Here is a 19,367-nt window from a genome sequence, read left to right as displayed (position 1 = left end):
TCAGCGGGCCGGCGAACGGCCGGCCAGGGTCGCCGCCCACTCGTGGCACGCCTCCAGCTCTTGCGGCGTCACCGTCTGTGGGTTGTGCTCCAGGACGATCACCGCCCGGGGCTGCGCTTCCACCACCATGCGGGCGATGTCGGCCGCCGGGGTGACCCGGGGCCACAGGTCCCGGGTGTGGCTGCCGCGGGTGGGGACGTGGTTGTGGAACCGCCCCTGCTCGTCCCAGAACGAGGTGTGCAGGTGCAGGTAGCGGGTCCAGGGCAGCCAGCGGGCTGCGAGTGCGAGGGGGTCCTGCCCGTGGGTGCGGGCCAGGAGCCCCAGTCGGCCGGTGTCGAGGCAGAGGGAAAGGTCGGGGAACTCCTCAAAGAGCCGGCCGTACAGCTCGCCGTCGAAGAAGTGCGGGTTCGGCCCGTCGATCTCCAGGACGACCCGGATCCGTTCCCGCTCCTGCAGCTCGGCCAGCCGGTCGAAGCAACGGCGGCTCCAGTCGTACAGGTCCGCCTCCCGGGGCCAGGCCTCCATGGGGATCGGGTCGGCGTCCCTGAACCGCCATCCCAGGGCGGCGTAGTCCGCGCCGGGCATCTGCAGCGCCGGCCAGGGAAAGTGGTACAGGATGTAGCGCGCGCCCAGCCGATGAGCCGCCTGGGCGGCGCTGCACGCCACCTCCAGGGCTTCGGTGCGCACCGCGGGGTCCGGGTCCAGGAACCGGCACCAGGCAGGGCCGCCTTCCCGATGGGTCGGGTGGTGCGCGCCGATCACCCACTCGTAGTACTCGGCCTCGGCCACGGCGCCGAGCACGTCCGGGAACGTGTCGCAAAGGCCGATTTCCGCCCCTTCCCAGTGGGGCCGCTCCAGCGACTCGCCGTACGTGTTGACGCCGGAGCCGGCCACGCGGCCGAAAGCGCCGTGCAGCGGGACGAAGAGCTGTGCCATCGCGCTACACCTGCCAGGATCGGATGTAGCGCTCCTGCTCAGGGGTCAGCCGGTCGATCTCGACGCCCAGGGCCCGCAGCCGGGTCTCGGCCACGCGGGTGTCGATCTCCGGCGGCACCTCGATCACCCGGTTCTCCAGCCTGCCCCGGTTCTCCACGAGCCAGAGATGGGTGAGCAGCTGTACGCCGAAGGAGAGGTCCATGACCTCCGCCGGATGCCCGTCTCCGGCGGCCAGGTTGGCCAGCCGCCCCTCGCCGATGAGGTAGAGCCGCCGGCCGTCGGGCGCCGTGTAGGCGTCCACGTGGGGTCGGACCCGGACCGGCTGGCCGCCGAAGGCCTCCAGGTCGGGCTTCCAGATCTCGACGTCGAAGTGGCCGGCGTTGGCCAGGATGGCGCCGTCGCGCATCACTTCGAAATGCTCACGCCGGATCACCTTCTCGCAGCCGGTCACCGTGATGAAGATGTCCCCCAGGGCCGCGGCCCGGGCCATCGGCATCACCTCGAACCCGTCCATGAGCGCCTCGTTGGCGAGGACCGGGTCGACCTCACAGACGATCACCCGCGCACCCAACCCCTTCGCCCGCATGGCGACGCCCTTGCCGCACCAGCCGTAGCCGGCCACCACCACCCGCTTGCCGGCGATGGACAGGTTGGTGTTGCGCATGACCGACTCCAGGGTGGACTGGCCCGTGCCGTACCGGTTGTCGAAGAGGTGCTTCATCCGGGCGTTGTTGACCGCCACCATGGGGAAGCGCAGCACGCCCTCCGCCTCCATCGCCCGCAGCCGCTGCACCCCCGTGGAGGTCTCCTCCGACCCGCCGATCAGGTTCGCGGCCAGGTCGGCCCGGCCGGTGTGCAGCAGGTGGGTGAGGTCGCCGCCGTCGTCCAGCAGCAGGGTCGGCCGCGCCGCCTCCAATGTGCGGGTGAGGTGCGCGGTGTACTCCTCCGGCGTCGCCCCGTGCCAGGCGTGCACCGTGACGCCGCGCTCCGCGGCGGCGGCCGCGACGTCGTCCTGGGTGGAAAGCGGGTTGGAGCCGGTCAGGAACACCTCTGCGCCGGCCGCGGCGAAGACCAGCGCCATGTAGGCGGTCTTCGCCTCCAGGTGGATCGACATCGCCACCCGCTGGCCCGCCAGGGGCCGGTGCGCGCTGAGTTCCCGCTCCAACTGGTTCAGGATCGGCATATGGGCCTTCACCCAGTCGATCTTCTGATGCCCGGAAGGCGCCAGCCCCGGATCCCGGAGGGTCGAAACCGAAACCTTGCTCGGCACGCAGGTCACCTCCTAGACCTTGAGGGCCGTGTTGCTGCCGCAGGCGCACCCCCGCCCGGCGGGAATCTGCCGCAGCGCCGCGAACAGCAGCTTCTTCAGGTTTTCGCCGTTGGCGGCCATCACCTCGAGCACCTCCTCGTGGGTGAGGGGATTGGGCGAGATGCCGGCGCCGAAGTTGGTCACCATCGAAACGGTCGCGTAGCAGATGCCGGCCTCCCGGGCCAGCACGCACTCGGGCACGTTGGTCATCCCGACCAGGTCGCCGCCGAGCTGGCCGTACATGCGGATCTCGGCCGCGGTTTCAAAGCGCGGGCCCTCCGTGCAGACATAGGTGCCCGTCGGGTGCGCGTGGACCCCCACTTCCTGCGCCGCAGCGATCAGGACCTTGCGGAGCTCGGGGCAGTAAGGCTCGGTGACGTCGGTGTGGACGACGCCGGCCTCCCCGCCCTCAAAGAACGTGGAGACCCGGCCCTTGGTGAAGTCCAGGAACTGGTCGACCACGACGAAATCGCCGGGCTTCATGTTCCGGTTGCAGGAGCCCACGGCGGTGGTGGCGATGACCCGCTCGACGCCCAGCATCTTCAGGGCGTAGATGTTGGCGCGGTAGTTGATGAGGTGCGGCGGCACGGAATGATCGACCCCGTGCCGGGCCATGAAGGCCACCTCCTCCCCCGCGTAGGTGCCGATGCGCACCTTGGCCTGCCCGTAGGGGGTGGTGATGACCTCCTCCCGGATGTTCTCGAGGATGCGGGGGTCGTAGACCCCGGTGCCGCCGATGATCGCCAGGCGAACCTTCTTTTGCGTCATATGCGCACAACCACCTTTCTGGTGACATAAGCTGGTCTTACAGGGGCTGAAACATCCGTGAGCCCCGACGGATGCCTTGCGAGGTGGGGCTCGGATGACGGAGCACGGGACACACGGTGAAGGAGGAATGGAACAGCAGTACCACCGGCGCTGGCGCGGCGGCGGCCTCGGTCGGCTGCTGATGGTCGCCACCGGCGACGTCGACCTGGACGGTGCGCCGGAGATCGTCGCGTGCGCCGGCCGCGAGCTGAAGGTCTACCGCTGGACGGGCGACACCTACGCCCTGCAGGCTGAAGCCGCGCTGCCCAAGGACGGGCTCTCCCTGGCCGTCGGCCAGGTCGACCCGGGCGGCCCCGGCACCGTGGCGGTGGGTACCCGGGACAACGTCCTGCTCTACGCGCTCACCCCCAACGGGCTGGTGGCGCTCTGTCAGACCCTACTGTACCCCAACGCGTACTTCCGCTCCCTCAGCCTGGACGACGTCAACGACGACGGCCGGGCCGAGGTCATCGCCGGTGCCTCGGGGGCGCAGACGATCTACCTCTACCAGGTCATGGCCGTGGGGCGGGAGAGCCGGCTGGAGGAGTTGGGCCGCCTCTACGTGGGCGGACTCGTGGCCGCCAGGCCCACCCCTTCGGGCGAGCTGGTGGCGGCGACGAAGGACGGCTGGGTGGACGTGTACGTGCCGTGCGCGCTGCTGCCCCGGGAGACGCAGACCATCTACACGGTCAGACGGGGCGACAGCCTGTGGCGCCTGGCCCGGAAGTTCGGCACGTCGCCGGGGACCATCGCCAAGGCCAACAAACTGACGGAGCCGTACCAGCTTACGCCCGGGCAGGTGCTCATCATCCCCGGCCGGCGAGCGCCGAAGGGCGACCCGTGACCGGGAGGGCGCTGAGACATAGCATGTGGCGCTGGTGACCCTGGGTCACCAGCGCCGTCGCGCGCCCGGAAGGGCTCAGCCCTCGGGGAAAATCCAGCGGTCGACGGAGCGGCTGTAGGACGGCTCGACCTCGCCGAACCACAGCCGGATCTCGCGCTCGGCACTTTCGGGGCCGTCGGAGCCGTGGACGACGTTGTACGACACGTCGCAGGCGAAGTCGGCGCGGATCGTGCCCGGCTCCGCGTTGGCCGGGTTCGTCGCCCCCATCGTCTTGCGGATGATCGAGATGGCGTTGGGCCCCTCCCAGACCATCGCCATGACGGGGCCCGAGGTGATGAACTCGATCAGGCTCGGAAAGAAGGGCTTGTCCTTCAGCTGGGCATAGTGCTCTTCCGCCAACTCCCGCGAGACCCGCATCAGCTTGGCCGCGACCAGCTTGAGGCCGCGCCGCTCAAGCCGGCTGATCACCTCACCGATCAGGCCCCGCTGCACGCCGTCAGGCTTCACCATGACAAAGCTGCGCTCCATGCGTGTCCAATCCCCTTTCATGACGTGGGACGCTCCCCCAGAAGTTGCCGAAGTGATTGTACCGAACAGGGCAATCTTTGGCAAGGAGGGCGCCCCGACCGTCCGGGAGAATGATGCGGCACGCGCGATGGGCAGACTTGCGGGGAGAAGCCGCGGCGCGCGCAGAGGGCGCTGCCTGCGGCAGCGCCCCGTGGCAGGTCCTGTTTGTCACTGAGATTACCGCTCGCAGGCGATGGCGTGCTGGGTCAGGATCCGGTCGACGTCCTTGGGGGGCCAGCCAGCCAGGTAGGCCGGGGCGCCGGTCTCGATGTTCTCCCGGATCCGCTTGACCATCGCCTTCGCGCTGATGCCCTTCAGGTTCACGCGCAGCATCCGGCGCCCGTCCGCGTCGTAGACGCACACGTAGCCCGCGTCGGACACGTCGATGTAATACAGCCGGCCCGACGGGCTGTAGACCTCGGTCCGGGTGATCTGCTCCTTCATGTCGCCACCCCCTGATTCCATTATATTGTCGCACAAGTTTCGGTCGGTGCGCAAGGCCGGATCGGTGCGCCCCCTGCGCCAGATGGTGGTCAGGCTGCCACCCCCAGAACTCGCTCGGGAGGTACCCGCGTGTCCCATCTCGACGCCGCACGGTTCCAGATGGCCTACTCCCTCTTCTTCCACATGATCTTCGCCGCCCTCGGAGTCGGCATGCCGGCCCTGCTCGCAACAGCCGACTACCTGCACCTGCGCACCCGGGACCGGGACTACGAACGACTGGCCAAGACCTGGGCCCGGGCCACCGCCGTGCTCTTCGCCATCGGCGCCGTGAGCGGCACGGGCATCGCGTTCGAGCTGGGGCTCCTCTGGCCCGAGTTCATGCACTTCGCCGGCTCCACCGTTGGTCCGGCTTTCACGCTGGAGGGCTACGCCTTCTTCACGGAGGCCATCTTCATCGGCCTGTACCTGTATGGGCGGGAGCGGATGCGCCCCGTGGCGCACTGGCTCACCGCCGTCGCGGTGGCGGTCAGCGGCGCGGCCTCCTCCTTCCTGGTCACGGCGGCCAACGCCTGGCAGCAGAACCCTGTGGGCGTCGACCTGCTCCAGAGCAATCCGGAGGCCATGAACCCCTGGACCGTGTTCGTCAACCCGCACTGGCCGGTCATGGCCGTCCACTCCACCATCGCCTGTTACGCGGCCACGGGCTACGCCGTCGCCGGCGTGTACGCCTGGGGCATGCTCCGGGGGCGCGGCGACCCGCTGCGGCAGAAGGCCCTCCGCATCGCCCTCGCCATGGGGCTCATCGCCGCGGTCACCATGCCGCTGACCGGGGACCTGTCCGCCAAGGTGGTGGCCCGCCACCAGCCGGAGAAGCTGGCGGCGATGGAGGCGCTCTTCGTCACCCAGGCGCGGGCGCCGCTCCTGATCGGCGGCCTGCCGAACCCGGAGGAAGGAACGGTCTGCTGCGCCGTGGCGGTGCCGGGACTCCTCTCTTTTCTGGCCTACGGGCGGCTGGACGCCGAGGTGGCGGGGCTTGACCGGGTTCCCCGGCAGGAGTGGCCCAATGTGCCGCTGGTGCACATCTCCTTCCAGCTCATGGTGGGAGCCGGCATCGCCATGGTGTTGGTGGGCCTGTACTACGCCTGGGTCCGGTGGCGCCGGCCGGAGCAGGTGCCCCGGGACCGGAGGCTGCTGTGGCTGCTGGTCCTTTCCTCGCCGTTGGGATACCTGGCCCTGGAGGCGGGCTGGATCGTCAGCGAGACCGGCCGGCAGCCCTGGACCATCTGGAAGGTGATGCTGACGGCCGACGCGGTCACGCCTTCAGGCAGCACCATGGCCCTGTCGATGGCGGGGTTCACGGCGCTTTACGCCGCGCTGGCGGCGGCCCTCGTCCTGCTGCTCAACCGGCTGCGGCACGAGTGACGAAAGGAGGTGGGCACGCCATGGAACCCTGGCTGGGACTGGACCCCGTGGCAGGCGTCGCAGGGGTGATGCTGCTGGCCCTCATGGCCTACGCGGTCCTGGGCGGGGCGGACTTCGGCGGCGGCATCTGGGACCTGCTCGCCACCGGCCCCCGGCGGGAGCAGCACCGCCAGGCCATCGCCAAGGCGATGGGTCCTGTCTGGGAGGCCAACCACGTGTGGCTGATCTTCGTTATCGTCATCCTGTTTACGGTGTTCCCCACCGGGTACCGAGCCCTGGGCATCGCCTTCTTCGGGCTGTTCCACCTGGTCCTGGTGGGCATCGTCCTCCGGGGGGCGGCCTTCGCCTTCCGGGCCGGCGCCTCCGTCGACTCCCGCCAGTGGCGGGTCTGGAGCCCCGTCTTCGGCGGTGCGTCGGCCGTCACGCCCTTCCTGCTGGGGCTGGCCGCAGCCGCCGTCTCCGGCGGGGGGATCCGGGTGGGCGCCGGCGGCGTCGTCCAGGTGGACCCGGGCCGGACCTGGTTCAGCCCGGTCTCCGTGATGATGGGCTTCCTCACGGTGGCCATGTGCGCATACCTCGCAGCCGTCTTCCTCACGGTGGAGACGCGCGGCGATCTGCAGGAAGACTTCCGGCGCCGGGCGCTCGGATCCGGGGTCGTGCTGGCTCTCCTGGCGGCGGCGCTCCTGCCGCTCCTGCCCACCGGGATGCCCCAGCTCTGGGCGCACTTTTCGCAGCCGCGCGCCGGCCCCCTGCTGCTGGCGGGCGCAGCCCTGGCCGTGCTGTCGGCTGCGGCCATCTACACCCGGCGCTACCTGGTCGCCCGGGTCTCCGCCGTCGGGCAGGTGATCCTCCTGCTCACCGGCTGGGCCCTCGGCCAGTGGCCCTACCTCATCTACCCGGACGTCACGTTCCACGGCGCGGCGGCCTCCGGCCCCTCCGCCCGGTTCGTGCTCCAGACGCTGCCCTTCGGCCTGCTGGTGCTGCTGCCCTCGCTGTGGTTGCTCTTCCGGGTCTTCAAGACCGCGGTGCGCTGACCCGGGGCGTTGGGCCCTCCGGGACGCAGCGGCCCGGCGCCTCTCGGTCCACCGTCGCACACCTTCCCCCGGGCTTTCGCAAACGCCAGCGGTGACGTATAATCCTGGTTGAAGGAGGTGTTACCCGTGGACATTTCAACCCGCGTCCAGCAACTGGCTCCGGACCTCGTCCGGGTGCGCCGCGACCTGCACGCACACGCGGAGAGCGGCTGGACGGAGTTCCGCACCGCGGCGCTGGTGGTGCAGCGGCTCAGCGCCCTGGGTTACGAAGTCCGCTACGGCCCCGAGGTGCTGAGCCCGGACCACATGGCGGGCCTGCCGCCCCGGGAGGAGCTGGACCGGCACCTGGAGCGCGCCGTCGCCCAGGGAGCCGACCCGGAGGTGGTCCGCCGGATGGCCGGGGGCTTCACCGCCGTCGTCGGCGTGCTCCGCTGCGGCGAGGGTCCCACCGTCGCCCTCCGGTTCGACATGGACGCCCTGGACGTGACCGAGACGGATGACCCCGGCCACCGGCCGAACCGGGAGGGCTTCGCCTCCCGCAATCCGGGGGCCATGCACGCCTGTGGCCACGACGGCCACACGGCCATCGGGCTGGGGGTGGCCGCCGTCCTGGCTGACCTGAAGGACGAGCTGCGCGGCACCGTCAAGCTGCTCTTCCAGCCCGCCGAGGAGGGCGTCCGCGGCGCCCGGGCCATGGTGGAGGCCGGGGTCTGCGACGACGTGGACTACCTGCTGGGCGCGCACCTGGGCTTCGCCGCGACCGAGGTCGGCACGGTGATCGCCGGCGCGGGCGGCTTCCTGGCCACTTCGAAGCTGGACGCGGTCTTCACGGGCGTCCCCTCCCATGCGGGAGCGGCCCCGGAGGCCGGCCGAAACGCCCTGCTGGCCGCCGCCGCGGCCGCCCTCAACCTGCACGCGATCGCCCGCCACTCCAAAGGCGCGTCCCGGATCAACGTGGGCGTGCTGCAGGCCGGATCCGGCCGCAACGTCATCCCCGCCCGCGCGGTCATGAAGCTGGAGACGCGCGGCGAGACGACGGCGATCGACGCCTACATGCGGGAGGAGGCGGAGCGCATTATCCGGGCGGCCGCCGCAATGCACGGCGTGCAGGTGGAGATCCTGCCGATAGGCAGTGCCGCAGGCGGCGCCAGCGACCCTGACCTGGCCGAGGTCGTCGCCCGGGCCGCCGCGGAGACGCCTTCGGTGACCAGGATCCTGCCTGCCGGCGACCTGGGAGGCAGCGAGGACTTCGCCTGGATGATGGACCGCGTGCAGAGGCGGGGCGGCAAGGCGGTCTACATGATGATCGGCACGCAGATCGCGGCCCCTCATCACGATTCCCGGTTCGACTTTGACGAGCGGGCCCTGCCGATCGGCGTGGAGGTGATGGCCCGGGCCGTGCTGCGGCTGGCCGGGGGCGGCATCCCGCAAAACTCCCGGAAGAGGTGACCTGTGATGACCGAGCGCACCCGTCTGCTGGACACGTTTCTGACTCTGGTGACCACGGACACTCAGACGAAGCGAGAGGGCCGGATGGCCGACCTGTTGGAGGCGCGGCTCCGGGCCATGGGCTTTTCCGTGCAGCGGGACGAGGCCGGCGAACGGATCGGCGGCGAGACCGGCAACCTGATCGCCAAACGCAAGGGCAACCGGGGATCGGCGCCGCTCCTGCTGTGCGCGCACATGGACCGGGTCTCCCCCGGAACCGGCATCAAGCCGCAGATCAAGGACGGGGTGATCACCAGCGACGGTACGACGATCCTGGGGGCCGATGACGCCGCCGGCCTGGCGGCCATCCTGGAGGGCGTCCAGCGGGCCATCGAGCAGGGAATGGACATGCCCGACCTGGAGGTGGTCTTCACCATCGCCGAGGAGGGCGGCCTGAACGGCTCCAAGAACCTGGACTTCTCCCTCCTCTCCGCCCGGGAGGCGTACATCATCGACTCGTCCACGCCGGTCGGGTCGATCGTCAACCAGGCACCGGCCCAGACCAAGGTGACCTACCGGGTGATCGGCAAGGCCGCCCACGGCGGCGTGGAGCCGGAGAAGGGCATCAACGCCCTGGTGGTGGCGGCGCATGCGCTCACCCGGATGAAGCTGGGTCGCATCGACGCGGAGACGACGGCCAATCTGGGGATTGCCCGGGGCGGCGCCGCGACCAACATCGTCATGGAGACCTTCGAGATGCAGGGCGATGTGCGCTCGCTGGTGACCGAGAAGATGGAGGCGCAGGTCCGGCACATGACCGAGATCTTCGAGCGCACGGCCGCCGAGTTCGGCGCCAGGGTGGAGGCCGATGTCCAGTTCGCCTACGGCCCGGTTAACCTCCGCCCCGACGACCGGGTGATCCAGCGGGCCTCCGCCGCCATCCGCCGGGCCGGCCTGACGCCGGTCCTGAAGGCCACAGGCGGAGGCAGCGACGCCAACGTCTTCAACACCCGGGGCATTCCCGCGTGCAATCTGGGCACGGGCTACCGGGGCGCCCACAGCCTCCAGGAGAGCCTGGAGGTCGCTGAGCTGGAGCGGATTGCGGACGTGGTGTTCGCCCTGATCGCCGAGTACGCCTCGGCCTGAGGGAGGGGAACCGTGACACAGGCGTGGGGGCCGGTCGCGCCGGGACGATGATCTGTGCAGGAGACGCAGCAAGGGGGAGTGTTCGCACATGTTGCCGTGGGTTGGCGTGCTCATCGTCATCCTCACCGTCTACGCGATCCTGAAGCGGTACGAGACCCGCCTGGTGCTGTTCACCGCCGGCCTGCTGATGGCGCTCATCGCCCTGAAGCCGATGGAGGCCTTCAGCCAGTTCCAGAAGTCGATGACCAACGCCGGCCTGATCAGCGCCATCTGCTCGGTCATGGGATTCGCCTACGTGATGAAGCTGACCCAGTGCGACCAGCACCTGGTCCACGCGGTCGCCAACACCGTCGCGCGGGCGCGGGCGATCCTGATCCCGGCGACCACCATCGCCACCTTCCTGATCAACATCGCCCTGCCCAGCGCGGCGGGCTGCGCCGCCGCCGTGGGGGCGGTGATGATCCCGGTCCTGATGGCCGCCGGCGTCCACCCGGCGGTGGCCGCGGCCGCCGTGCTCGCGGGCACCTTCGGCTCCGTGCTCAGCCCCGGCAGCTCCCACATCGTGATGGTCGCCGAGATGTCCGGCGCCTCGGTGGTGGACACCATCGCCACGGTCACGCCGGCGACGGTGGTCACCGGCCTGATCGGCGCCGGCGTCCTGACCATCCTGGCGTTCCTCCGCCGGGAGGACCGCGGGCACGCCTCTGAGACCGTGACCGAATCCCCGCAATTCCGGCCCAACCCCCTTTATGCCCTGGTCCCGATCGTTCCCCTGGTGCTGCTGGTGCTGGGCGCGACGGTGCCGGCGATGAAGAACTGGAGGCTCACCGTGCCCGCGTGCATGCTCATCGGCACCATTCTCGCCCTGCTCGTGACCCGTATGAACCCCGCCGAGGTGACCAAGTCCTTCTTCGACGGCATGGGCAAGGCGTACGGCGACGTCATCGGCATCATCATCGCCGCGGGCGTGTTCGCCGCGGGGCTGACCCAGGTGGGCCTCATCGACCTGCTGTTGAACGCGGCCACCGGGGCCAGGGGCGCGATCGGGGCCGCGGGGACGTGGGGCCCCTTCCTGGTGGCCATCCTCAGCGGATCCGGTGACGCCGCCACCATAGCCTTCAACGAGGCCGTCACCCCCCATGCCGCCAGCTTCGGCCTGACCATCCCCAAGCTGGGGACGCTGGCCTCCCTGGCCGGCTCCCTTGGCCGCTCCATGAGTCCCGTCGCGGGCGCGGCCATCATCGTCTCCGGCATCGCGGGCGTGAGCCCGATAGAGGTGGCGAAGCGCAACGCCCCCGGCATGATCCTGGCCAGCGTCGTCGCGTTCCTCATGCAGGGGCTCTGACCAGCCCGCGGGTTCCAGCAGGGGCGCACGAAGAAGGGCCGACCGGTGGCTCCCGGTCGGCCCGCGGCCTTTCTGCCGGAGGTTTACCGCACGTAGAACGGCGGAGGCTGGATGCCCAGCATGCGCAGGTAGGTGTACCCCTGGCCCCGGTGGTGAATCTCATTCTCCAGGGCGTAGATCAGCCGGCTGAGGTTGGTCTGCGGCTGAGGGCCGAACAGGTTGTCGCGCTCCTCGGTCAGCAGCCGCTCGACGGTGATCTGGGGCCAAAGCTCACGGGTCCGCTGGCGCACGGCTGCGCACGCGTCCAGGAGCTTCTGCTTGGTGTCGAGCCCCTCGGGCGCTCGGAGCACCCACTCGCCCGTGACGATCCCCCGGATGTACGCTTCCTCGATCTCCAGGAACTCCACGACCATTTCGGAGAAGGGTCGCATCGCCTCCGCGGCCTTGAAGTGGAACAGCTCCTCCTCCGGGAACGCCTCGATGACCCGCAGCGTCAGCCTGCGATTGCCTTCCATCATCTCCAGCAGCGACGCGGGCGTCAGCAGTTCACCCATCTCATCCACCTCCCAAGGCTACGGCGCGTGTGCGATCGCGCCAATGGAAAGGATTTCAACGGCCCCGTACCACATTCCTCCGGTCCGGCGAGTCCGGAGTCGTTAGCACTCGGGAGGGCGACGCCCCGTGCGCCTTGCAGCCCCCGTCGCAGGACAGGAACGGACCGGCGGCGGGTCCCATGCGTGGGACCCGCCGCCCGCATCAGCCGCCGTCACTGCACGATGGGCGCCACATCGCCCAGTTCGAACTTGTCATGTACCGCCCGCACGGCCTCCATCGCCCGCGAAGCCCGCACCAGGCACGAAATCTTGATCTCCGAGCCGGTGATCAGCTCGATGTTGATGTCCTTCTCCGCCAGTGCCTCGAACATCCTGGCCGCGACGCCGTAGTTGGAGGCGACGCCGGAACCCACGATGGACACCTTGGCCACGTCGGTGTCGTACACCACACGGGCCCCGGGAAACTCCGGCAACAGCCGGTTGCAGACCTCCAGCGCGGTTTCCAGGTCGTCCCGGGCACAGGTAAACGAGATGTCCGCGGTGGGGCCGTTGCCGCAGCCGGTGCCCGCCGACTGCACGATCATGTCCAGGTTGATGCGGGCGTCGCCCAGGGCCTTGAAGGCGCGATACGCCACGCCCGGCCGGTCGGGCAGCCCCAGCAGCGTGATGTGGGCCACCTTGGAGTCGACGGCCACGCCGGAGACGATGCGATGGTTGTTCGGGCTCAACTTCGCCACCACCTTCGTGCCACGCTCCTCGCCGCCCTCGTCGGGCAGTGGGGCGAGGGAACTGAGGACCTCAAACTCCACGCCGTACTGCTTGGCCAGCTCGACGGAACGCAGCTGCATCACCTGTGCGCCCGCCGCGGCCAGTTCGAGGACCTCGTCGTAGGAGATCTCGTCCAGCCGCCGGGCGGTGGGCACGATGCGCGGGTCGGCGGAGTACACGCCGTCCACGTCCGTGAAGATCTGGCACTGGTCGGCGCTCAGGTAGGCGGCCAGGGCGATCGCGGAGGCGTCCGAGCCGCCGCGCCCCAGCGTGGTGATGTCGCCGTGGTCGTCCATCCCCTGGAACCCGGCGACGATGACCACCCGGCCGGCGGCCAGCTCCCGCCGGATGCGGGCGGTGTCGATGTTCACGATCCGCGCGGCCCGGTGATGATCGTCGGTCTGAAAGCCCGCCTGGGGCCCCGTGAGCGATACCGCGTCGACGCCCAGTTCGTGGAGGGCCATCGTGAGCAGCGCGATCGAGATCTGCTCCCCGGTGGCCAGCAGCACGTCCATCTCACGGGCCGACGGCCGGTCCGTGATGGACCGGGCGCGTTCAATCAGATCGTCCGTCATGTCTCCGGGGGCGCTGACCACGACGACGACGTCATTTCCCTGCCTCTTCTTCCAGGCGATCCGCCTGGCCACGCGGCGGTACTTCTCGGCGGTAGCCACCGAGGAGCCGCCGAACTTCTGCACGACAAGACCCAAGAGCGCCCCTCCTCCTCCGTTACCCAGCGTAGCGATGCGAGGTCAGGCGCTCCGGAGGTGGGCTCCGCGCCGCACGCGAACAGCCAGGAAGGCCGGTTTGCCGGCTTTCCCCGCGTTGTCCATGGATCCCACCCCCTCTGAAGCAAGAACACGTATAATGTGGTTAATTATACACCTGTCCTATCGGATCGTCTACGCTCGGACTATCTAGCTCAAGCGTTTTCCTCCGCCTCCAGTTCCTGCAGGAAGCGGCGGATCGGCTCCTCGATCAGCGGGAAGTCCAACAGGAAAGCGTCGTGTCCCCACGGCGAGTCCATCTCCACGTACTCCGCCCGCCCTCCGGAGGCCCGCACCAGCTCCACGGTCTCCCGCTGCAGGTAGGTGGGGAACAGGAGGTCGGAGCGGATCCCCACGGCGAGGACCCGGGCCTGGATCCGCGCATGGGCCTCCTCATAGGAGCCGCGGCCCCTCCCCAGGTCCATCAGGTCCATCGCCCGGGTGAGGTACAAGTACGAGTTGGCGTCGAACCGCTCCACCAGCTTGCGCCCCTGGTAGTGCAGGTACGACTCCACCTGGTACGCCACCGCGAAGCCCTGGTGCAGGGGGTTCGCCTCGCCCTGCGGATTCCGGCCGAACTGCGTCCACATGGACTCGTCGGACCGGTACGTGATCATGCCCAGCATCCGGGCGGTGGCCAGCCCGCGCACCGGTCCGGGCGTGCCGTAGTACTGGCCGCCCAGGAAGCCGGGGTCGTTCAGGATCGCCTGGCGCTGGACCTCGTTGAAGGCGATGCCCTGCGGGTGGAACCGGCCGGCGCCGCCGATGGGGATGATGCCCCGCATCCGGTCGGGATATGTGGCGGCCCACTCCAGCGCCTGCATGGCGCCCAGCGACCCGCCGATCACCGCCAGCAGCCGCCGCACGCCGAGCAGGTCCAGCAGCCTCGCTTGCGCCCGCACCATGTCCCGGACCGTGACCAGGGGGAAATCCAGGCCGTAGGGCCGGCCGGTCGCGGGGTTCACGGACGAGGGACCCGTCGACCCCTGGCAGCCGCCCAGGACGTTGCTGCAGATGACGCAGTACCGGTCCGTGTCCAGGGCCTTGCCCGGCCCCACCGCGTCGTCCCACCAGCCCGGCTTCGGATCGTCGGGCCGGTAGCGACCTGCCACGTGGCTGTCCCCGGTCAGGGCGTGGCAGACCAGGATGGCGTTGTCGCCGGCCGGGTTCAGCCGGCCGAACACCTCGTAACACAGGGTCACGTCCGTGAGCCGCTGCCCGCTCTCCAGCACCAGCGGGTTCTCCGGCGTCGCCACCCGGGCGTACCGCCGCTGCGTCAGCAAGATCGGAACCGGTGCCGCGTTCACGCCCCCACCCCCTCGAAACCGCTCACCTGATGGATCCCGCGGCGCCCGGGACGCCCGGCGCCGCGCCGGCGAGACCTGCAGCGATCCATCAAAAAGGCCGCACCCGATAAGGGAGCGGCTGGCCATAGACTGGAGATCGCTGTCGGTCCGCTCTCTTATCTTCCGGCGGCGTGAGGCCGCCGGTGGAGTTGGCACCTTCGGACGCCCCGCAGCGTCCTGGGTTGCCGGGTTTCATCGGGCCAGTTCCCTCCACCTCTCTGGATAAGAGCCCGCCGGGCTGTGCAGCCCGAAGGGTGAATGCGGTATGCAGTTGTCGTAGATTTGCCACCGATACTATCACGGGGCGGGCGCCGGTGTCAATATTCCTTTGATCAGGAACGGCCTGGCCGGCAACGCGAGCGAGAGGGGGGCGGTTGCCCCCCTCTTCCGTCAGATGATGATGCAGATCAGCCCGCCCGAGCCCTCGTTGATGATCCGGCTGAGCGTCTCCTGCAGTTTGACCTGGGCGTCCTCGGGCATGCGGTGCAGCTTGGCCTTGATCCCCTCCTGCACCAGCTCGTGCAGCGACTTGCCGAAGATGTCGAACTCCCACAGCTGCCGCGGGTCGTCCTCGAACCGCTCCAGCAGGTACTGGACCAGCTCCTCCCCCTGCTTGGCCGTGCCGATGATGGGCGTCACCTCGGCGGAGATGTCCGCCCGGATGAAGTGCAGGCTCGGCGCCGTGGCCTGCAGCTTCACGCCGTACATGATGCCCTGGCGAACCAGCTCCGGTTCCTCGAAGGTGATGTCCTCGATGGCCGGGGTGACGACGCCGTAACCGGTGGCCTTCACGTCCTCCAGGGCGTCCTTGATCTTGTCGTACTCCCGCTTCGCCTGCGTGTACTCCCGGAGGAGACGGACCATCGTGTGCTTCCCTTCCAGGGGCACGCCGGTGATCTCCTCCAGGACCTGGTAGTAGAGGTCGTCCCGGGCCTCGGTCTGCACGTGGGCGACGCCGGCGCCCATGTCGATGGACTGCAGGTTGACCGCCGCCATGAACTCGTAGGAGCTCAACCGCTCCACCGCGGCGTCCACGTCCCGGATCTTCTGAATGCCCTGCAAGGCCTCGGCGATGGCCTCCTCGAACTGGGCGCGCACCGGGTGGGCGCTGTCCAGCTCCTCCACCCACCGGGGCAGGGCGATGTTGGCTTCCCGCACCGGGAATTCGAACAGCGCCTGCTCCAGGATCAGGTGGATGTCGTCCTGGGTCAGCTCGCTGGCGTCCACCGGGATCACCGGCGCGTTGTACTTGACCTCCAGCTCCCCGGCCAGTTCCATCGTCTCCTGGGCGTACGGCCGGGTGGTGTTCAGGACGATGACAAAGGGCTTGCCCAGGGCCTGCAGCTCGGACACGACGCGCTCCTCGGCCTCCAGGTACTTGCCCCGGGCCAGGTCCGTGATCGTCCCGTCGGTGGTCACCAGCAGGCCGATGGTGGAGTGCTCGGCGATGACCTTGCGGGTGCCGATCTCGGCCGCGTCGTGGAAAGGAATCTCCTCTTCAAACCACGGCGTGCGCACCATGCGGGGCGACCCATCCTCCTGCATGTACCCCAGTGCGCCCTCCACCGCATAGCCCACCGAATCGACCAGCCGCACCCGCACGGTGAGCCCTTCGCGGAGGGTGATTTCGACCGCCTCGTCGGGCACGAACTTGGGCTCCACCGTCATGATGGTCCGGCCGTTCCCGGACTGCGGCAGCTCGTCGCGGATGCGGGCCTGCAGATACTCATCCTCGATGTTGGGCAGAATGACCTGCTCGGCGAGCCGGCGGATGAAGGTGGACTTTCCGGTCCGGACCGGGCCGACCACACCGATGTAGATGTCCCCTCCGGTCCGCCTCGCGACGTCCTCAAAGATGTCAATCCTCTCCACTCCAGCACCCTCCCTAGGTAGCCGCGACGCCGGCGGCCGCACCCCCGCCGCGGCATTCGTACTCAGAATGTGGCTCGGGTCCCGTGTCCTACCGCCAATACTATGAGCGGCCCAGGGAGGGTATGTCTACGGACCCCGACCGACCTGCGGCCTATCGACGGGCGATCTGCCAGAAGCCGTGGACCACCCATCCGACGAAGAGGGCGCCGGTGGCTGCCAGGGTCCAGGCGGCCGCGGGAGGGAGTCCGGGCTCGTCGGGCAGACCGAGGAGGCCGCGGGCGTACTGCCGCAGCCCTGGCAGCGCCTCCTCGGGGGTGTACAGCCGGAGGGGTTCGAGGCCTGCGAGCGCGAAGCCGTTGATGTTGACCAGGTACTCCGCCTCTTCCCCGCTCCAGTAAAGGAACTCGGCCGGGCCCAGCAGGACCAGCCGCGCGCCTTCCGGCGCGGGGAGCAGCGACAGCCCCCGCCGCAGGTGCTCGCCGTCTCCGCCGAAGCCGACCCGCTCGTACCCGTCCTCCGTCCGGCGTAGTGTCAGGCGGGTGACGGCCCGGTCTCCGCCGGCGATGACGAACTCCACCAACCGGACGTCCCGGATCGCGTCGCCGAGCCGATGCAGGCGCCCGTCGAGGGCGGAGGGGTCCAGCCGGAACACCGGCACCCCTTCCGCAACCACAGCATCTCTGAGCTCCTCCTGGCTCGCGAAGCCGAAATCCTCCCAGGGCACGAACCCCCTGTACACGTCCAGCGCCCTCTCCGCCGCGTCCTTGGCGGGGTCAGAGCCCGCGGTCCCCGCCGCCAGGGCGGGCCCGGTCAGGAGGACGGCAGAGGCGGCTGCGGCGGCCAGGGCAAGCCGCAGCCGGTCGCGGCCACGGTCCTTCACGGCACTTCCCTCCCTCCCCGTCACCCGTTAGACAGGTCATCCCGCGCGTTCCGTTGCACCGGCGGTCGACGTGGTCCGGGCAGGGGATCTGACCGTCACCGCATCATGCGGTACAGCCCCAGCAAGGCCAGCATCACGCCGTGCAGCGCGGCCCACCGGCCGCCGAGCCGGAGCGGCAGGTGGCCGGCGAGGCGGGACCCCGCGCTCAGCAGGGCGAAGGACGTCACCCCGGCGGCCAGCGGCAGGCCCAGGGGCGAGAGGCCGGTCATCCCCGCGCCGAGGCCCGCCGCCACCGAGTCGAGGGCCAGGGCCACGCCCAGGAGCAGCGCCTCGGCGGGATTGATGTGCCCGGAGCGGTCCAGGTCCGCGACCGACGGCTCCCGCAGGATCTCCACCACGATCCCGAAGGAGCCCAGGCGCAGCCGCCACACCCTGCGCGGGGTGGGCTCCCCGGCCCGCCTCCGGACGCCGGGGTGCGACCTCAGCGTCTGCGCCGTGATCCAGAGGCCGGTCGCGGCGAGAATCGCGGCGCCGGCCTGCTCTGCCGCGGCCGGCGGGAGGCGGGCAGCGAGAAACGCCCCAGCTCCCATCGCCGCGCCCAGGAGCAGCGCCGTCGCCCCGCTGACGATGGCGGCCGCCCCAGGCGAGACCCGGATCCCCCGCAGGCCGTAGAGCAGGCCCGCCATCAGGGCGTCGAGGCTGAGCGCGGCGGCCAGGAGCACCAGTGAGACGGAATCCAAATCCGGCGCACCCCCTCGCAAGCGTCTGGGGGCATCCTACGCCGTACGCCGGCATGGGGTGATTGGCGCGCACAAGGCCCGCAGCGGAAACGTTCCGCTGCGGGCCGTCCTTACGGATCAAACGGCGGTTTCAGGTCCGCCCCGGCGACCTCCTCCAGCTCGTGCGCCCGGGGCCGGGCCATCAGCCGCTCCATGGCCGTGAGCGGCGGCAGGCCCTCGTACAGCACCTGGTAGATCGCCTCGGTAATGGGCATCCGCACCCCCAGCCGCTGCGCCAGCTGCCAGCCGGCTCGTGCCGTGGTGATGCCCTCCACCGTTAGGCCGGTCTCGGCCAGGAACGCCTCCGCGCTCTGCCCCCGCCCGATGGCCAGCCCTGCCCTGCGGTTGCGGGAGCTGTCGCCCGTGCAGGAGAGCACCAGGTCGCCCATGCCCGCAAGTCCGGCGAAGGTGAGCGGATTCGCCCCCATGGCACGGCCGAGGCGGGCCATCTCCACCAGCCCGCGGGTGATGAGGGCGGCCCGGGCGTTGTCGCCCATCCCCAGGCCGTCCGAGATGCCGGCCCCAAGGGCGATGACGTTCTTCAGCGCACCGGCCAGCTCCACGCCGACCAGATCCGGATTGGTGTAGACGCGGAACCGGTCGGTCATCAGGGCCTGCTGCACCCAGTCGGCCAGGGAGAGGTCCGGACAGGCCGCCACGGCCCCGGTGGGCAGCCCTGCGGCCACCTCGTGGGCGAAGTTGGGCCCGGACAGAGCGACGATCCGCCCCCGGTGGCCGGGCAGCTCCTCCTCCACCACCTGATGGACGAGAAGATGGGTCTCCGGCTCGATCGACTTGGTCGCGCAGACGATGACCGCATCCGGGCGCAGGTGCGGCCGCACGAGCCGGCAGACGGGCCGCAGCCCGGCGCCGGCCGGGCTCAGGATCACCAGGTCCGCGTCGGAAACGGCCGCCTGTGCGCTGTCGCACGCGACCACATTCTCGGGAAGCTTCAGCCCCGGCAGGACCGGATGGCCCCGGTCCCAGCTCTCGGCCCAACCCGGCGTTCGGCGCCACAGCCGCACCCGGCGGCCCGCCGCCGATGCCGGCACCGCCAGCGCCGTGCCCCAGACCCCGGCGGGCAGGATGGCCATGTCCACGTATACCGCCCCCCGCACC

At 70.0% G+C, this 19,367-nt stretch carries 18 protein-coding genes and 1 riboswitch; of the genes, 6 read left to right on the top strand and 12 right to left on the bottom strand.

Annotation, left to right across the window (positions count from 1 at the left end):
* From STH_RS08550 to mtnP, 3 genes are read right to left on the bottom strand one after another with little or no spacing between them, the layout of a single operon-like run.
* Positions 1 to 936, bottom strand: coding sequence for a sugar phosphate isomerase/epimerase family protein (locus STH_RS08550; RefSeq protein WP_011195826.1), 936 nt, complete (start codon positions 934 to 936; stop codon positions 1 to 3).
* 4 nt (positions 937 to 940) lie between these two features.
* The gene (locus tag STH_RS08545) at positions 941 to 2,206 is read right to left on the bottom strand and encodes an adenosylhomocysteinase (protein ID WP_011195825.1); all 1,266 of its coding nucleotides are present in this window, start codon (positions 2,204 to 2,206) and stop codon (positions 941 to 943) included.
* Between the two features lie 12 nt (positions 2,207 to 2,218).
* Positions 2,219 to 3,013 carry an S-methyl-5'-thioadenosine phosphorylase gene (mtnP, locus tag STH_RS08540; RefSeq protein WP_011195824.1) on the bottom strand — a complete coding sequence of 265 codons (795 nt, stop codon included), beginning with the start codon at positions 3,011 to 3,013 and terminating at the stop codon, positions 2,219 to 2,221.
* Positions 3,014 to 3,140: 127 nt separating this feature from the next.
* Between mtnP and STH_RS19370 the strand changes: the two genes are divergently transcribed.
* Entirely contained in the window at positions 3,141 to 3,896 is a 756-nt protein-coding gene (locus STH_RS19370) for a LysM peptidoglycan-binding domain-containing protein (RefSeq protein ID WP_043713821.1), read from the top strand.
* A 75-nt stretch (positions 3,897 to 3,971) separates the two neighbouring features.
* On the opposite strand, the gene ndk is transcribed toward STH_RS19370, so the two are convergent.
* Positions 3,972 to 4,424, bottom strand: a complete 453-nt coding sequence (ndk, locus tag STH_RS08530) for a nucleoside-diphosphate kinase (protein WP_011195822.1) — start codon at positions 4,422 to 4,424, stop codon at positions 3,972 to 3,974.
* Between the two features lie 216 nt (positions 4,425 to 4,640).
* Positions 4,641 to 4,907, bottom strand: coding sequence for a hypothetical protein (locus STH_RS08525; RefSeq protein ID WP_043713820.1), 267 nt, complete (start codon positions 4,905 to 4,907; stop codon positions 4,641 to 4,643).
* A 129-nt stretch (positions 4,908 to 5,036) separates the two neighbouring features.
* Here STH_RS08525 and STH_RS08520 point away from each other — a divergent pair, with 129 nt between their 5' ends.
* From STH_RS08520 to dcuC, 5 genes are all read left to right on the top strand, one after another.
* On the top strand, positions 5,037 to 6,329 hold the full coding sequence (locus STH_RS08520) for a cytochrome ubiquinol oxidase subunit I (RefSeq protein ID WP_148205530.1): 1,293 nt from the start codon (positions 5,037 to 5,039) through the stop codon (positions 6,327 to 6,329).
* A 20-nt stretch (positions 6,330 to 6,349) separates the two neighbouring features.
* Positions 6,350 to 7,363: a cytochrome d ubiquinol oxidase subunit II gene (locus STH_RS08515; protein ID WP_043713819.1), complete on the top strand. Its 1,014-nt coding sequence runs from the start codon at positions 6,350 to 6,352 to the stop codon at positions 7,361 to 7,363.
* A 126-nt stretch (positions 7,364 to 7,489) separates the two neighbouring features.
* Positions 7,490 to 8,812 carry an amidohydrolase gene (locus STH_RS08510; RefSeq protein WP_070105449.1) on the top strand — a complete coding sequence of 441 codons (1,323 nt, stop codon included), beginning with the start codon at positions 7,490 to 7,492 and terminating at the stop codon, positions 8,810 to 8,812.
* A 6-nt stretch (positions 8,813 to 8,818) separates the two neighbouring features.
* Positions 8,819 to 9,937 (top strand): M20/M25/M40 family metallo-hydrolase, encoded by a 1,119-nt coding sequence (locus tag STH_RS08505; RefSeq protein WP_043713818.1) that lies wholly within the window; start codon positions 8,819 to 8,821, stop codon positions 9,935 to 9,937.
* Between the two features lie 88 nt (positions 9,938 to 10,025).
* The gene (gene dcuC, locus STH_RS08500) at positions 10,026 to 11,282 is read left to right on the top strand and encodes a C4-dicarboxylate transporter DcuC (RefSeq protein ID WP_011195816.1); all 1,257 of its coding nucleotides are present in this window, start codon (positions 10,026 to 10,028) and stop codon (positions 11,280 to 11,282) included.
* Between the two features lie 83 nt (positions 11,283 to 11,365).
* On the opposite strand, the gene STH_RS08495 is transcribed toward dcuC, so the two are convergent.
* The 7 genes from STH_RS08495 to STH_RS08465 all read right to left on the bottom strand — a co-directional run bounded on the left by STH_RS08495 (position 11,366) and on the right by STH_RS08465 (position 19,342).
* On the bottom strand, positions 11,366 to 11,836 hold the full coding sequence (locus tag STH_RS08495) for a DinB family protein (protein ID WP_011195815.1): 471 nt from the start codon (positions 11,834 to 11,836) through the stop codon (positions 11,366 to 11,368).
* Between the two features lie 212 nt (positions 11,837 to 12,048).
* Complete coding sequence (locus STH_RS08490) at positions 12,049 to 13,314, bottom strand: aspartate kinase (RefSeq protein WP_011195814.1); 1,266 nt, start codon at positions 13,312 to 13,314, stop codon at positions 12,049 to 12,051.
* A 212-nt stretch (positions 13,315 to 13,526) separates the two neighbouring features.
* Positions 13,527 to 14,678 carry a homoserine O-acetyltransferase MetX gene (metX, locus tag STH_RS08485; RefSeq protein WP_011195813.1) on the bottom strand — a complete coding sequence of 384 codons (1,152 nt, stop codon included), beginning with the start codon at positions 14,676 to 14,678 and terminating at the stop codon, positions 13,527 to 13,529.
* Positions 14,679 to 14,830: 152 nt separating this feature from the next.
* Positions 14,831 to 14,946: riboswitch (SAM riboswitch) on the bottom strand.
* 161 nt (positions 14,947 to 15,107) lie between these two features.
* Positions 15,108 to 16,589 carry a stage IV sporulation protein A gene (gene spoIVA, locus STH_RS08480; protein WP_011195812.1) on the bottom strand — a complete coding sequence of 494 codons (1,482 nt, stop codon included), beginning with the start codon at positions 16,587 to 16,589 and terminating at the stop codon, positions 15,108 to 15,110.
* A gap of 151 nt (positions 16,590 to 16,740) precedes the next feature.
* Entirely contained in the window at positions 16,741 to 17,469 is a 729-nt protein-coding gene (locus STH_RS08475) for a hypothetical protein (RefSeq protein WP_011195811.1), read from the bottom strand.
* Between the two features lie 95 nt (positions 17,470 to 17,564).
* Positions 17,565 to 18,209 (bottom strand): sporulation membrane protein YtaF, encoded by a 645-nt coding sequence (ytaF, locus tag STH_RS08470; RefSeq protein ID WP_011195810.1) that lies wholly within the window; start codon positions 18,207 to 18,209, stop codon positions 17,565 to 17,567.
* A gap of 110 nt (positions 18,210 to 18,319) precedes the next feature.
* A complete protein-coding gene (locus tag STH_RS08465) occupies positions 18,320 to 19,342 on the bottom strand; it encodes an NAD(P)H-dependent glycerol-3-phosphate dehydrogenase (protein ID WP_043715378.1) in 1,023 nt (340 codons plus the stop codon).
* Positions 19,343 to 19,367 lie beyond the last annotated feature (25 nt).

Origin of the sequence: Symbiobacterium thermophilum IAM 14863 (assembly GCF_000009905.1) — a bacterium.
Taxonomy (GTDB): domain Bacteria; phylum Bacillota; class Sulfobacillia; order Symbiobacteriales; family Symbiobacteriaceae; genus Symbiobacterium; species Symbiobacterium thermophilum.
The sequence above is the reverse complement of the archived record's forward strand: the minus strand, read 5'-3'. Positions and strand labels throughout refer to the sequence as shown.